Annotated in this window: 15 protein-coding genes; 10 read left to right on the top strand and 5 right to left on the bottom strand. The window is 69.1% G+C overall.

Going from position 1 to position 13,464, the window contains the following annotated elements; all coding sequences use genetic code 11:
- Positions 1-146 precede the first annotated feature (146 nt).
- The gene (locus tag B0A89_RS07480) at positions 147-1,088 is read left to right on the top strand and encodes a tellurite resistance TerB family protein (RefSeq protein ID WP_240558444.1); all 942 of its coding nucleotides are present in this window, start codon (positions 147-149) and stop codon (positions 1,086-1,088) included.
- A gap of 51 nt (positions 1,089-1,139) precedes the next feature.
- Here B0A89_RS07480 and parC read toward each other — a convergent pair whose 3' ends face one another.
- Entirely contained in the window at positions 1,140-3,359 is a 2,220-nt protein-coding gene (parC, locus tag B0A89_RS07475) for a DNA topoisomerase IV subunit A (protein WP_085378816.1), read from the bottom strand.
- Positions 3,360-3,670: 311 nt separating this feature from the next.
- Between parC and B0A89_RS14825 the strand changes: the two genes are divergently transcribed.
- The 9 genes from B0A89_RS14825 (at position 3,671) to B0A89_RS14600 (ending at position 9,860) form a co-directional block, all read left to right on the top strand.
- Positions 3,671-4,000, top strand: a complete 330-nt coding sequence (locus B0A89_RS14825; protein WP_085377609.1) for an SH3 domain-containing protein — start codon at positions 3,671-3,673, stop codon at positions 3,998-4,000.
- 19 nt (positions 4,001-4,019) lie between these two features.
- A complete protein-coding gene (locus tag B0A89_RS07465) occupies positions 4,020-4,838 on the top strand; it encodes an SDR family NAD(P)-dependent oxidoreductase (protein ID WP_085377608.1) in 819 nt (272 codons plus the stop codon).
- 43 nt (positions 4,839-4,881) lie between these two features.
- Entirely contained in the window at positions 4,882-5,082 is a 201-nt protein-coding gene (locus B0A89_RS07460) for a twin transmembrane helix small protein (protein WP_085377607.1), read from the top strand.
- The gene (locus B0A89_RS07455) at positions 5,082-5,651 is read left to right on the top strand and encodes a cob(I)yrinic acid a,c-diamide adenosyltransferase (protein ID WP_085377606.1); all 570 of its coding nucleotides are present in this window, start codon (positions 5,082-5,084) and stop codon (positions 5,649-5,651) included. The genes B0A89_RS07460 and B0A89_RS07455 overlap by 1 nt, the downstream gene beginning before the upstream one ends.
- 111 nt (positions 5,652-5,762) lie before the next feature.
- Positions 5,763-6,521, top strand: coding sequence for an electron transfer flavoprotein subunit beta/FixA family protein (locus tag B0A89_RS07450; RefSeq protein ID WP_085377605.1), 759 nt, complete (start codon positions 5,763-5,765; stop codon positions 6,519-6,521).
- On the top strand, positions 6,521-7,447 hold the full coding sequence (locus B0A89_RS07445; RefSeq protein WP_085377604.1) for an electron transfer flavoprotein subunit alpha/FixB family protein: 927 nt from the start codon (positions 6,521-6,523) through the stop codon (positions 7,445-7,447). The genes B0A89_RS07450 and B0A89_RS07445 overlap by 1 nt, the downstream gene beginning before the upstream one ends.
- Before the next feature lie 513 nt (positions 7,448-7,960).
- Complete coding sequence (locus B0A89_RS07440) at positions 7,961-8,836, top strand: 3-hydroxybutyryl-CoA dehydrogenase (RefSeq protein WP_085377603.1); 876 nt, start codon at positions 7,961-7,963, stop codon at positions 8,834-8,836.
- Positions 8,837-9,417: 581 nt separating this feature from the next.
- A complete protein-coding gene (locus B0A89_RS14605; protein ID WP_157115281.1) occupies positions 9,418-9,690 on the top strand; it encodes a hypothetical protein in 273 nt (90 codons plus the stop codon).
- The gene (locus B0A89_RS14600) at positions 9,690-9,860 is read left to right on the top strand and encodes a hypothetical protein (RefSeq protein WP_157115280.1); all 171 of its coding nucleotides are present in this window, start codon (positions 9,690-9,692) and stop codon (positions 9,858-9,860) included. The genes B0A89_RS14605 and B0A89_RS14600 overlap by 1 nt, the downstream gene beginning before the upstream one ends.
- Here the strand turns inward: B0A89_RS14600 and plsY are convergent.
- Genes plsY through B0A89_RS07420 form a run of 4 tightly spaced genes read right to left on the bottom strand, consistent with a single transcriptional unit; the run spans position 9,857 to position 13,346 of the window.
- Positions 9,857-10,441 (bottom strand): glycerol-3-phosphate 1-O-acyltransferase PlsY, encoded by a 585-nt coding sequence (gene plsY / locus B0A89_RS07435; protein WP_085378815.1) that lies wholly within the window; start codon positions 10,439-10,441, stop codon positions 9,857-9,859. The two genes, B0A89_RS14600 and plsY, sit on opposite strands and share 4 nt — an antisense overlap.
- The gene (pyrC, locus tag B0A89_RS07430; RefSeq protein ID WP_085377602.1) at positions 10,434-11,708 is read right to left on the bottom strand and encodes a dihydroorotase; all 1,275 of its coding nucleotides are present in this window, start codon (positions 11,706-11,708) and stop codon (positions 10,434-10,436) included. Before pyrC ends, plsY begins: the two co-directional genes overlap by 8 nt.
- Positions 11,705-12,364 (bottom strand): hypothetical protein, encoded by a 660-nt coding sequence (locus tag B0A89_RS07425; RefSeq protein WP_085377601.1) that lies wholly within the window; start codon positions 12,362-12,364, stop codon positions 11,705-11,707. Before B0A89_RS07425 ends, pyrC begins: the two co-directional genes overlap by 4 nt.
- Positions 12,365-12,377: 13 nt before the next feature.
- On the bottom strand, positions 12,378-13,346 hold the full coding sequence (locus B0A89_RS07420) for an aspartate carbamoyltransferase catalytic subunit (RefSeq protein ID WP_085377600.1): 969 nt from the start codon (positions 13,344-13,346) through the stop codon (positions 12,378-12,380).
- Positions 13,347-13,464: the final 118 nt, after the last annotated feature.

Here is a 13,464-nt window from a genome sequence, read left to right as displayed (position 1 = left end):
GACAACCCCTTAACGCTATCCACAACTGCCTGACCTGCCAGCGGTTTTCCACGCAGCCCGGAACCCTGCCATAACGCTGCGCGTTGACCGGCCTGAATGAGCGGTGACCGCTCGCCCCTGTTCTTTCGGAGGATACGATGTCTCTCATGAAATCCCTTGCCCGCGTTGCCGCTGGTGTCGTGCTGGCCAAGGGCGTCGGTTCGATGATGCGCCAGCAACAGCAGGGCCAGGCCCGTTCGGGTGCATCGCGCCATACCGGCGGCGGGATCTTCGGCGATCTGCTGAATGGCGGGGTTGCGGGCACCCGCGGGGCCGCGGCGGCAGGGTCCGGCGGGATCGGCGACATCCTGGGACAGGTCCTGGGCGGCCAGACGCCGGGCGCGGGGCGCGGCCGGCCCTATGGTGGGCCCAATGCGGCAGGCGCAGCGGGCGGGCTGGGCGGCATCCTCGACCAGCTGACCCGCCAGTCGGCGCAGCGCAGCGGGACGGTATCGGCCTCTGCTGGCGCGATGGGCGGCGGGCTGGGCGGCATCCTGGGCGGCCTGCTTGGGGGCGCGGCAGGCGGTATGGCGGCCGGATCGGCCAGCGCGGGCGGACTGGGCGGGCTGCTGGGCGGGCTGCTGGAGGGCCCGGCGCAACGCGGCGCGCAGCGTAGCAATGACGCCAGCTTTGGCGAGGTTTTCAACGACGCGCTGACCCGCCAGGACGAGCCCGAGGTCGCCCCCACGGCCGAACAGAATGCCGTTGCCGGGCTGATGCTGCGGGCGATGATCCAGGCCGCCAAGGCCGACGGCAAGATCGACGAGGCCGAAAAGAGCCGCCTGCTGGGGCAGATCGGCGATCTTGACGACGAGGATCGTGCCTTTATCCGCGAACAGATGGCTGCGCCCGTGGATGCGCAGGCGCTTGCGCGCGAAGTGCCCAAGGGGCTTGAGGCGCAGGTCTACATGATGTCGCTGATGGCGATCGATTTCGACAACCGGGCCGAGGCGGAATATCTGAACAGCCTTGCGCAGGCCCTTGGCGTCGACCAGCAGACGGCCAACGCGATTCACGAGCAGGTCGGCGTGCAGAACCTCTACGCCTGACAAGCGCTTGCCTGCGGCCGGGTGATAATGACCCCGGCCGCATTTTTTCTTTCAGGTGAAGCGGTTGTCGCGCGGAAAGCCGCGCGGCGCCATGCGCCCTGCGGTCGCGCGCCGGGCCAGCCACTCGGTCAGATCCGGTTCGGTCCTTGTCCGGCCGGCAGGGTCGCGCCAGGACAGGCCCGTTGAAAGGGTGATGCATTTCGCATCCGCCAGCCCGCCATCCTTGAACTTCTGCAGCCGCACCCCCTTGCCCCGCGCCATCTCGGGCAGTTCGGACAGCGGGAAGACCAGCAGCTTGCGGTTGTCCCCCACGGTCGCCAGGTGGTCGCCCTCGACCCGCCGGACCAGCAGCGCCTCTCCGTTCAGCACCTGCTTGCCGGCGCGGGTCTGCGCCAGGATGTCGCGCGCCGCGACGATGAAGCCGTCGCCCTCCTTCGAGGCCACGATGAACTGCTGGTCCTCGCGCCACGGGAACATGTCGAGCACGGCGGAATCATTGGGCAGGTCGATCATCAGGCGCAGCGGCTCGCCAAGGCCGCGCCCGCCGGGCAGCGTGTTCGCCGGCAGGGTATAGAACCGCCCATTGGCGCCAAAGACCATCAGCTTATCGGTGGTTTCCGCGTGCAGTGCCATGAACGGGCCGTCGCCGTCGCGAAACTTGACCTCGGCGTCCAGCGGCTGATGGCCCTTGATCGCACGGATCCAGCCCATCTTCGAGAGGATCACGGTAAGCGGCTCACGCTCGATCATCGCGTCCAGATCCAGCGGCTGCACGTCCTCGGATGCGGTGATCTCGGTGCGGCGCGCGCCTGCCGGGGTCGACTTGCCGAACAGGCCGCGCACCTCGCGCAACTGGTCCGCGATGCGCGCCCATTGGCGGCTTTCATCCGCGGTCAGGGCCAGCAGGCCCTCGCGTTCCTCGGCCAGGCGGTCGCGCTCGGCCCGCAGCTCCATCTCCTCCAGCCGGCGCAGGGCGCGCAGGCGCATGTTCAGGATCGCCTCGACCTGCACCTCGGACAGACCGAACTCGGCTATCATCACCGCCTTGGGATCATCCTCGTTGCGGATGATCTCGATCACGCGGTCGAGGTTCAGATAGGCGATGATATAGCCTTCCAGCACCTCAAGCCGGCGGGCGATCTGTTCGAGCCGGTGGGCCGTGCGGCGCAGCAGCACCGTGCGCCGGTGATCGAGAAAGGCGCGCAGCACCTCGCGCAGCGAACAGACCTTTGGCACCCGCCCGTCGATCAGCACGTTCATGTTCAACGAGAAGCGGATTTCCAGATCCGACACCCGGAACAGCGCCGCCATCAGCTGTGCCGGGTCCACAGTGCGGGCGCGCGGCTCCAGCACGATGCGGATGTCCTCGGCCGATTCATCCCGGATGTCGGCCAGGATGGGGATCTTCTTCGTCGTGACCAGCTGGGCCAGCCGCTCGATCAGCCGGGACTTCTGCACCTGATAGGGGATCTCGGTCACGATGACCTGCCAGGTGCCGCGGCCCAGATCCTCGACCTGCCAGCGGGCGCGCAGGCGCAGGCTGCCGCGGCCGGTGCGATAGGCCTCGGCCAGCGTCGCGGCATCCTCGACCAGCACGCCGCCGGTGGGGAAGTCGGGGCCGGGCATGATCGCCATCAGCGTCTCGTCGCGCGCCTCGGGCGACTTGATCAGATGCAGGCAGGCGTCCACGACCTCGTGCAGGTTATGGGGCGGGATGTTGGTCGCCATGCCCACGGCGATGCCGCTGGCGCCGTTGCACAGCAGGTTCGGAAAGGCCGCGGGCAGGACAACGGGTTCGGCCAGGGTGCCGTCGTAATTGGGACGGAAATCGACCGCGTCCTCGGCCAGCCCCTCCATCAGGCCTTCGGCGGCCAGCGTCAGCCGTGCCTCGGTATAGCGGCTGGCGGCGGGGGCATCCCCGTCGATCGAGCCGAAATTCCCCTGCCCGTCCACCAGCGGATAGCGCATGACGAAGGGCTGGGCCAGCCGCGCCATCGCGTCATAGATCGCCCCGTCCCCGTGCGGGTGATAGTTGCCCATCACGTCGCCGGTGATCTTGGCCGACTTGCGGAACGCGCCGCTGGGCGACAGGCGCAATTCGCGCATGGCGTAAAGGATGCGCCGATGCACGGGTTTCAGCCCGTCCCGCGCATCCGGCAGCGCCCGGTGCATGATCGTGGAGAGCGCATAGGTCAGATACCGCTCGCCGATGGCGCGGCTGAGCGCCTCGGACAGGGTGGCGGGGTTGGCGTCGGAAGGGGCCGGGGCCATGGGGGCGGCCGGGGGGGCTGCCGGGCCGTTCGGCGCGGGATCATCAGGGCTGGTCGTCATCGCGCCTGACTAAAGGCATGGCGGTGCCCGGTCCAGCCCTGCCGCGCCCCCTGGCCCGCCGGCGCCTGCTTGCGGGCCTGTGCTTGGGGCGCCACGCTTTGTGGGCCCTGCGCGCCTTGGCCTGCCGGGCGCGGCCCGGCTGGCAGGGCGGCGCTGCGATCGCGCGCATGCTGCCCATGCAGCATGGCGTGGAACGATTCGGCTGTCACAGACTTGTATTGAAACCCGCAAGCCAACCCCATGCCTGTTCCATGTTCCGCCTTGTCGCCGCCGCCCTTGTCCTCGCCTACGCCGTTCTGGCCCTGACCGGCTCGGCGCCGTCGCCTGCCGATCCGCAGGCGGCGATGATGGCCCTGCGGACGGCGCCCGTGCGCGATCTGCGCGTGGGCAGCAGCTATGTCGTGGCGGCACCCGTCAGGCTGCGCCAGAAGCCCGGCCATGAGCAGGAGCCGCTTGCCCGCCTGGGGCCGGGCGAGGCGGTGATCGTGCTGTCGGGCGCGCCTTCGGGCTTTGCCCAGGTGCGCGACGATGCGGGGCGCACGGGCTATATCCCCGCAGCCGCCCTGTCCGAGGCGCTTTAGCGCGGCACGGGAGGCAACGATGCCATCGGTTCTTGTCACCGGCTGTTCGTCCGGCATCGGCCTTGATGCCGCACGGCACCTGCAGGCGCGCGGCTGGACCGTGCTGGCCACCTGCCGGGCCGAGGGCGACCTTGCCGCGCGCCGGGCCGAGGGGATGGTCGCGCTGCCGCTGGAACTGGCCGACCCGGCCAGCGTCGCCGACTGCGCGCGGGCCGCGCTTGACCATGGCCCGGTGGACGCGCTGGTGAACAACGCCGCCTTTGCCCTGCCCGGCGCGGTCGAGGATCTGCCGCGCGAGGCGCTGCGCGCGATCTTCGAGGTGAACCTTTTGGGCACCCATGACCTGACGCGCCGCCTGATCCCCCATTTTCGCCAGCGCGGCGCGGGGCGCATCGTCAATGTCAGCTCTGTCCTGGGCCTCGTCGGGATTCCCTGGCGCGGCGCCTATGTCGCGACCAAGTTCGCGCTCGAGGGATTGACGGATGTCCTGCGGATCGAGATGGCCGATACGCCGGTGCGCGTCGTGCTGGTCGAACCCGGGCCGATCACCAGCCGCATCCGCGCCAACTCGATCCCTCATTTCGAACGCTGGATCGACTGGCAGGCCAGCCCCCGCGCAGAGCATTATCGCGCCTCGCTGCTGCGGCGGCTGTATCATCCCTCGGGCCCCGACCGTTTCGAATTGCCCCCCTCGGCGGTCAGCCGCGTCATCGCGCAGGCGCTGGAAAGCCCGCGCCCGCGCGCCCGCTATCGCGTGACCCGCCCGACCCAGGTTGCCGCGCTGGGGCGCAGGCTGCTGCCGACAGCGGCGCTGGACTGGTTCGCCCGGCGCAGCTAGACTGGGCGGAACGGGGCAATGGCCTTGTGGAAAGGCGGACCCGATGCAGGACAAGCCCCTGTTCATCCTTGTGGCGCTGTCAGTGCTGGTCGTGACGGCCATCCTCATGACGGGCATCGGCGGCTTTGCCCGCGGCGGCACCTTCAACCGAAACAACGGCAACCGCCTCATGCGCTGGCGGATCATCGCGCAGGCGGTGGCGATCGGGTTGATCTTGCTGTTCGTCACCGTGCGGGGGCACTGATGGTCGTTCTGAATCGTATCTATACCCGTACGGGCGATGCCGGCGACACCGCGTTGTCGGACGGCAGCCGCGTGCCCAAGCATGCCCTGCGGGTGGAAACCTATGGCACCGTGGACGAGCTGAACGCGACGCTGGGCCTTGCGCGGTTGCACGGGGCGGGCGAGATGGCCGATCGTCTCGCCGTGATCCAGAACGACCTGTTCGACCTGGGCGCGGATCTGTCGCGCCCCGGAATGGAACGCGACGCCGAGGCGCCCTATCCGGTGCTGCGCATCATCCAGTCACAGGTGGACCGGCTGGAGGCGGAAATCGACGCTATGAATGCCGCGCTGCCCCCCCTGCGCAGCTTTGTCCTGCCGGGGGGCAATGCGCTTGCCGCGGCCCTGCATCTCAGCCGCACGGTGGCGCGGCGGGCCGAGCGGCGGGCGACCGAGCTTGCCGCCGCCGAGGACGCCAATCCCGCCGCGATCCGATACCTCAACCGCCTGTCCGACTGGCTGTTCGTGGCCGCAAGGCTTGCCAATGGGGCCGATGGCGACGTGCTGTGGGTGCCGGGCGCCTCGCGCTAGGGCGGGCGCACTGCTGTCCGGTTTCGTGGGGGGCGTCTTTTTCCGCTGTAAATACCGTCACCGGACCGTTATCCCATCATGCAAACGGACGTAACTGTGGGAGAGTGACCGATGAAGGTTCTCGTGCCGGTCAAGCGCGTGATCGACTATAACGTCAAGGCGCGCGTCAAGGCCGACGGTTCGGGGGTGGACCTGTCGAACGTCAAGATGTCGATGAACCCTTTTGACGAGATCGCCGTCGAGGAGGCCATCCGGCTGAAGGAAAAGGGCGCGGCAAGCGAAATCGTCGTCGTGTCCATCGGTGTCAAGCAGGCCGCCGAGACGATCCGCACCGCGCTGGCCATGGGGGCCGACCGCGGCATCCTGGTGGTCGCTGCCGATGACGTGCATCAGGATATCGAGCCGCTGGCGGTGGCCAAGATCCTCAAGGCCATCGTCGCCGAGGAACAGCCGCAGCTGGTGCTGCTGGGCAAGCAGGCCATCGACAACGACATGAACGCGACCGGCCAGATGCTCGCCGCGCTGCTGGGCTGGGCGCAGGCGACGCAGGCGGGCGCGGTCGAGCTGTCGGGCGACGCCGCCACCGTCACGCGCGAGGTGGATGGCGGCTTGCAGACGATCCGCGTCACCCTGCCGGCGGTCGTGACGGCCGACCTGCGCCTGAACGAGCCGCGCTATGCCAGCCTGCCCAACATCATGAAGGCCAAGAAGAAGGAACTGGCCGAAAAGACCGCCGCCGATTACGGCGTGGATACCGCGCCCCGCCTGACGGTCGTGTCCACCCGCGAGCCCGAGGGCCGCAAGGCCGGCATCAAGGTCGCTTCGGTCGATGAACTGGTGACGAAACTGAAAGCTGCGGGGGTGATCTGATGGCTGTCCTTCTGCTGGCCGAAATGGCCGAAAACGGGCTGAACCGCGATGCGACCGCCAAGGCGGTAAGCGCCGTCAAGGCCCTGGGCGAGGTGACCGTGCTGGTCGCAGGCGAGGGCGCGCAGGCGGCCGCGGCGGACGCCGCGCAGATCGACGGCGTCAGCAAGGTGCTGGTTGCCGAAGGGCCGGCCTATTCCCACCGCCTGGCCGAACCGATGGCCGCGCTGATCGTATCGCTGGCGGGCGGGTTCAGCCACATCGCCGCCCCCGGCACCACCGATGCGCGCAATGTCCTGCCCCGCGCCGCCGCGCTGCTGGACGTGATGATCGTCCCCGAGGTGTCCAAGGTCATCGACGCCGACACCTTCGAGCGGACCATCTATACCTCGGCCGCCGTGCAGACGGTGAAGTCGTCGGACAAGGTCAAGGTGCTGACCGTCCGCATCGCCAGCTTTGACGCCGCAGGCCAGGGCGGCTCCGCCCCGATTGAGGCGGCTGCCGGCGCCCAGGATCCGGGCCTATCCTCCTGGGTCGAGGACAAGGTCGCGGCCAGCGACCGCCCCGAGCTGACCTCGGCCAAGCGGATCGTGTCGGGCGGGCGCGCGCTGGGCTCCAAGGACAACTTCGCCGTCATCGAAAAGCTGGCCGACAAGCTGGGCGCCGCCGTGGGCGCATCGCGTGCGGCGGTCGATTCGGGCTATGCCCCGAATGACTGGCAGGTCGGGCAGACCGGCAAGGTCGTGGCCCCGGACCTGTACATCGCCGCCGGCATTTCGGGCGCGATCCAGCACCTTGCGGGCATGAAGGACAGCAAGGTGATCGTCGCCATCAACAAGGACGAGGAGGCGCCGATCTTTCAGGTCGCCGATTACGGCCTCGTGGGCGACATCTTCACCATTCTGCCCGAGCTGACCGAAAAGCTGTAACCGGCAGCCGTTCCGCCAATCCCGAAGCCGGCGCGGCGACGTGCCGGCCCCTTTGCATCGGACAGCCGCGACAAGCCGGCAGCCGTCCTGAACGGCCCCGCCGGCATCACGGCCGGCACGGGTGCCAGCATCGGCCATCCCGGCTTGTCCGTTCCAACGGCGCCCCCGTGCGCCCCCGCCTGTCCGTCACCGGCGCAGGCGCAGGCAGATGAGCGGCAGCCAAGAGCGCGCGGCCCGGCCGTGGATATGACGCCTGCCCGATCCCGCATCAGGCTGCCTTGCAAGGGCCTGCCATGGGCCTTGCCGCTTTTGCGGCCATTTGCCTCCGGCAGGGGGACAGGCCCGCGCTATGGCCGCATGATCCTGGCAGGGCCGCGCTGCCCTCGTGCCCGCCGGCGCAGCACAGCGGCGCGGCGACGGCCCATCCCGACCCGCCCGGCGGCGCATTAGTCATTGAGGCGCCAAGCCGTTGTGCCTATCGTCGCCGCGACAAAGCGAGAGGGACGGCGGGAAATGGCGATTCAGTCGGTGGGCGTGGTCGGGGCGGGCCAGATGGGCAACGGGATCGCCCATGTCTTCGCGCTGGCCGGCTATGACGTGCTGCTGAACGATGTCAGCGCCGAAGCGATGGTGAAAGCCGTCGCCACCATCGACCGGAACCTCGAACGGCAGGTCGGGCGCGGCAAGATCGCGGCCGATGACAAGGCTGCCGCGATGGCGCGCATCCGCACCACCGAACGCATCGAGGATATCGCCCGCACCGACCTGGTGATCGAGGCCGCCACCGAAAACGAAGCGGTCAAGAACCGGATCTTCGATTCCATCGTTCCGCATCTGGGGCCGGACACGATCCTGACCTCGAACACCTCGTCGATCTCGATCACGCGGCTGGCCAGCCGCACGGACCGGCCGGAAAAGTTCATGGGATTTCATTTCATGAACCCGGTCCCGGTGATGCAACTGGTCGAATTGATCCGCGGCATCGCCACGGATGAGCCGACCTATCGCGCCCTGGTCGACGTGGTGGAACGGCTGGGCAAGACCAGCGCCTCGGCCGAGGATTTCCCGGCATTCATCGTCAACCGCGTCCTGGTGCCGATGATCAACGAGGCGGTCTATGTCCTTTACGAAGGTGTGGGCAATGTCCGCTCGATCGACGAATCGCTGAAACTGGGCGCCAACCACCCGATGGGCCCGCTGGAACTGGCGGATTTCATCGGGCTGGATACCTGCCTGGCGATCATGAATGTCCTGCATGACGGGCTGGCAGATACCAAATACCGCCCCTGCCCCTTGCTAGTGAAATATGTCGAGGCGGGCTGGCTGGGCCGCAAGTCCGGCCGGGGCTTTTACGATTACCGGGGCGAGACGCCCGTTCCGACGCGCTGACGCAACCGGGCGCGGCCAGCGGCGGTGGACCCTGCGACCGCGGGACAAGGCCGCTTGGGGTGACAAGCAACGGTCTGTGAGACATTCGCCTGATCGGGCTGGGCACGGCCTTGCCGCCCCACGTTTTTCCCCAGCCGGGCGTGGTCGAGAGGGCGTGCACCCTGCTTGCGCATCGCGACGCCGGCTTTGGCCGCCTGTTGCCGGTGTTCAACAATGCCGGGATCAATACCCGCTATTCGGTCATGCCGCTGGACTGGTTCGGGCAGGGGCATGGCTGCGGCCTGTCCCGGTGCGCGGCTCCTGATGGTCGCCGTGGAAAGCTGAACGCTGCCGGTCCGCCTCGACCACCTGGACAAGCCCGATACCGCCGCGACGGCACTGTTCGGGGACGCTGCGGCAGCGGCGGTCGTCGCCGCGGCGCCGGGGGGCGGCCCAAGGCTGGGCCGCGATCTCCAGCATAGGTGGCCCGACAGGCTGGGCATCACGGGCTGGCCGGCCGACGCCGACATCGGGCTTGGCGTGATCTTCCACCGCCCGAGGCCCGGCTTTGCCCCGGTCATCTGTCGCATGCCACGGCGCGGATGCAGCCCGATCCGGGCGACGCGCCAGCCACGCGCCCGGTCTGCCATCCGGTGGGTGCCAAGGTCATCACCGCGATCAAGGAGGCGCTGGACCTGCCCCCCCGGCCTACTGCCTGCGGAACGCAATCTCCTGCGCCATGCAGGCAACATATCTGCTACTACGGTGCTGTTCGTGCTGGAGGAGGTGCTGCCGCACAGCCCTTGGGCCGGCTGCTGATGACGGGGCTGGGTCCGAGGTTCACCCTGTCGCTGTTGCCGCTGGACATCTTCTGATGCCCTCGGCCGTCTTTACCGCATTCCTGCTGAAGCGGTTCATCCGGCTGCAGGGGCTGCGGGCATGGATCTTGCCGATGCTGGGTCGGCGCTGGACCATCCGGATCATCGCACTGATGCTGCCCATCCCCATCGGCGCGGAAAACCGAGCACTGCGGCCGATGCGCTAGGCGCGGCGGCCGATCCTTGGCTCGGTCCCTGCGGCGATGCGGCGGATATTGGCGGCGTGGCGGATGAACACCAGAATTGCCATCAGCGCCAGAACCGCCGCCAGACCCCGCAGCCCGAAGGCCAGCGCCGCCACCGGCGCCCCGGCCGCTGCGACAAGCGCCGACAGCGATGACACCCGCGTGATGGCCGCGCTTGCCAGCCACAGCCCGCAGGCGATCAGCCCCACCGGCCAGAACAGCGCCAGCGCGGTGCCCAGAAAGGTCGCGACCCCCTTGCCGCCCCGGAAGCCCAGCCAGACCGGGAACAGGTGCCCCAGGAACGCCGCGCCCCCCGCGGCCAGGGCAGCGGCTTCCCCGCCCCAGCAGCGCGCCAGCAGCACCGCGGCCGCGCCCTTGCCGCCGTCCAGCAGCAATGTCGCCAGCGCCGCGCCCTTGTTGCCGGTGCGCAGCACATTCGTCGCGCCGATATTGCCCGACCCGATCGCGCGCAGATCGCCCAAGCCCAGCGCCCGCGTGATGAGAACGCCGAAGGGCACCGATCCCAGCAGATAGCCTGCAACGGCGGCCAGAACCTCAGCCATCGCCACCCCCGAACACCCGCCTGCCGCCAACCCAGGTGCCGATCACCCGCCCCTCCATCCGGGCGCCGTCAAAGGGGGTGTTCCGTGATTTCGAGCGCAGCGCAAAGCGGTCGAGAACGAAAGGCGCATCCGGATCGAACAGCACCAGATCGGCCGGCGCCCCTGCCGACAGCCGTCCCCCCGGCAGGCCCAGCCGCCCCGCCGGGTTCAGCGACAGCGCGCGCCACAGCTGCGGCAGGCCGATCCCCCCCTGATGATACAGCCGCATCGCCGCGGGCAGCAGCGTTTCGAGCCCGACCGCGCCCGGCGCCGCCGCCTCGAACGGCAGGCGCTTGGCCTCTTCGTCCTGGGGGGTGTGAAAGCTGCCGATGATGTCTATGCGGCCGTCGGCCACCGCCTCGACCATCGCCATCCGGTCGTCCTCGGACCGCAGCGGCGGCGTCAGCCGGAAGAAGGTGCGATAGTCGCCCACATCATATTCGTTCAGCGTCAGGTGGTGGATCGAGGTGCCCGCCGTCACGTCCAGCCCCGCTGCCCGGGCGCGGTCCAGCACCGGCAGGGCGGCGGCGGTGGTGATCTGGTCGGCATGCCAGCGCACGCCCGTCGCCTCGACCAGCGCCAGATCGCGCTCCAGCCCCATGCGCTCGGCCAGCGGGCTGACGGCGGAAAGACCATAGAGCGAGGCGAACTTGCCCGCGGTGGCCGCCGCGCCCCGCGACAGGCCTGCATCCTGCGGATGCCCGACGATCAGCGCCCCCAGCCCCCTGGCATAGGCCATGCAGCGCGACAGCAGCCTGGTATTTTCCACCACCCGCACGCCATCGGTGAAGGCCACCGCACCCGCATCCAGCAGAAAGCCCATCTCGACCATCTCGCGCCCCTCGCGCGCACGGGTCAGGGCGGCCTGATGGCGGATGCGCACGGGCTGTTCGCTGGCGCGGCGGGTGACGAATTCCAGCGATTCGGGCGTGTCGATGGGCGGCAGCGTGTCGGGCCGCGCGATGATCGTCGTCACGCCCCCCGCCGCTGCGGCCAGCGCGGCGGATCGCATGGATTCGCGGTGCCGTTCACCGGGTTCGCCGATCTTGACGCCCCAATCGACGATGCCAGGGGCCAGGCACCTGCCGCCGCAGTCGATGACCGCCGCCCCTTCGGGCGCGTCCCCGTCCAGCGCGACAATGCGGCCGTCCTGCACCGTCAGGCTGCCCGGCTCGTCGCTGAGCGCCTCGGGGTCGATCAGGCGGGCGTTCTGGAAATGGGTGATCATGTCAAACCCCCTTGGGGCCACGGAATGACGAGGCCGACCCGGACGGCTTTGGCCAAGCGGGCAAGACGAATGAGCAGATCGAACGGTGAGTCGATGGGGTCCAGCGCCCGAAAGCTCAGCCGAGGGCTCTTGTCGTCGGGGCCGCTGCGGATCAGCCACGATCCGTCCAACCGCAGCCAGCGCGTGGCATTGCCCAGCCCCACGACCACGTCGCCCAGATCGATGATCGTCCCGCAGCGGCTCTGACGCTGCCGGGGGAGCGATGCCCCATGCTTGACCGACAACATCCGCCATGGATTGACCAGACCGCCGAGTGAAAACGCCTGGCGGTCAGTGACGACATAGTGCAACCGGGCCAGTTGACTCCCGGTCTTCACGAAGACGACCACCAGCGCCAGCGCAGCCAGGGCGGGCACGGCCAGCAGCGATGTCAGGCTGACGCGACCCTGCACCACCGCGAAGAAGACGCCCAGCGGCAAAACGGCCCCGGCGGCCAGCCACGCGTCGCGGTCGCGCAGCATGCAGCGCCAGCCGGCGCCGCGCCGGGGGCGGCCCTGCCACAGCACAACCTCGCCCGGCAGCAGGAACTGCGGCAACGGGTCATGCGGCTGCGCGGCAGTTCCCTGCCGCAGAGCGGCCGGGTTGTTGACGATCATCCCCCATTCGTCCTCAGACATGCACCCCCGCCCCCGCCGCGCGCACGCCGCGTTCGGCGCGCAGGTTGCGCGCCAGCAGGTCCATCGCCGCCATGCGGACGGCCACGCCCATCTCCACCTGGGCCTGGATGACGCTGCGGTTGATGTCGTCGGCGATGGTGCCGTCGATCTCGACGCCGCGGTTCATCGGGCCGGGATGCATCACGATGGCATCGGGGGCCGCCAGCGCCAGCTTTTCCCCGTCCAGCCCCCAGCGGTGGTAATATTCGCGCTCGGACGGGATGAAGCCGCCATCCATGCGTTCCTTCTGCAGGCGCAGCATCATCACCACGTCGGCGCCCCGCAGCCCTTCGGCCATGTCCTCGTATATCTCGCAGCCCCATTCCCTTGCGCCCGAAGGCATCAGCGTGGCCGGGCCGACCAGCCGCACCCGGTTTTCCATCTTGCCCAGCAGGATCAGGTTGGACCGGGCGACGCGGGAATGGGCGATGTCGCCGCAGATCGCCACGGTCAGGCGGTGCAGCCGGCCCTTGGCGCGGCGGATGGTCAGCGCGTCCAGCAGGGCCTGGGTGGGGTGTTCGTGCCGCCCGTCGCCGGCGTTGATGACGGCGCAGTCCACCTTGGACGCCAGCAGGTTGACCGCGCCCGAGTGCGGATGGCGCACCACCAGCAGGTCTGGCTGCATCGCGTTCAGCGTCAGCGCGGTGTCGATCAGCGTCTCGCCCTTTTTGACGCTCGACTGCGCGACGGCCATGTTCATCACATCCGCGCCCAGTCGCTTGCCGGCCAGTTCAAAGCTGGACTGGGTGCGGGTCGAGTTCTCGAAGAACAGGTTGATCTGGGTCAGCCCTTCCAGCGCATCGCCGTGTTTGACGGTACGCCGGTTCAGCGCGACATAGCTTTCGGCAAGGTCCAGCAGCGCGGTGATGTCGGCGGGCGCCAGCGGCTCGACCCCCAGAAGGTGGCGTGCGCGGAACGTCATGGCGAGCCTCCGGGTGGCGGATGGCCCCGTGTATTGCAAACCGCGCCGCCGGGGGCAAGCGCCGCGGCGCAGGCCCTCTGCCCCGTCCCGCCCCGTCAGGCGGCCCCGCGCCCCTGCC

The sequence above is a fragment of the Paracoccus contaminans genome (assembly GCF_002105555.1).
GTDB classification, from domain to species: domain Bacteria; phylum Pseudomonadota; class Alphaproteobacteria; order Rhodobacterales; family Rhodobacteraceae; genus Paracoccus; species Paracoccus contaminans.
Note: the sequence above shows the minus strand (reverse complement) of the source record. Positions and strands in the feature narration are given on the sequence as shown.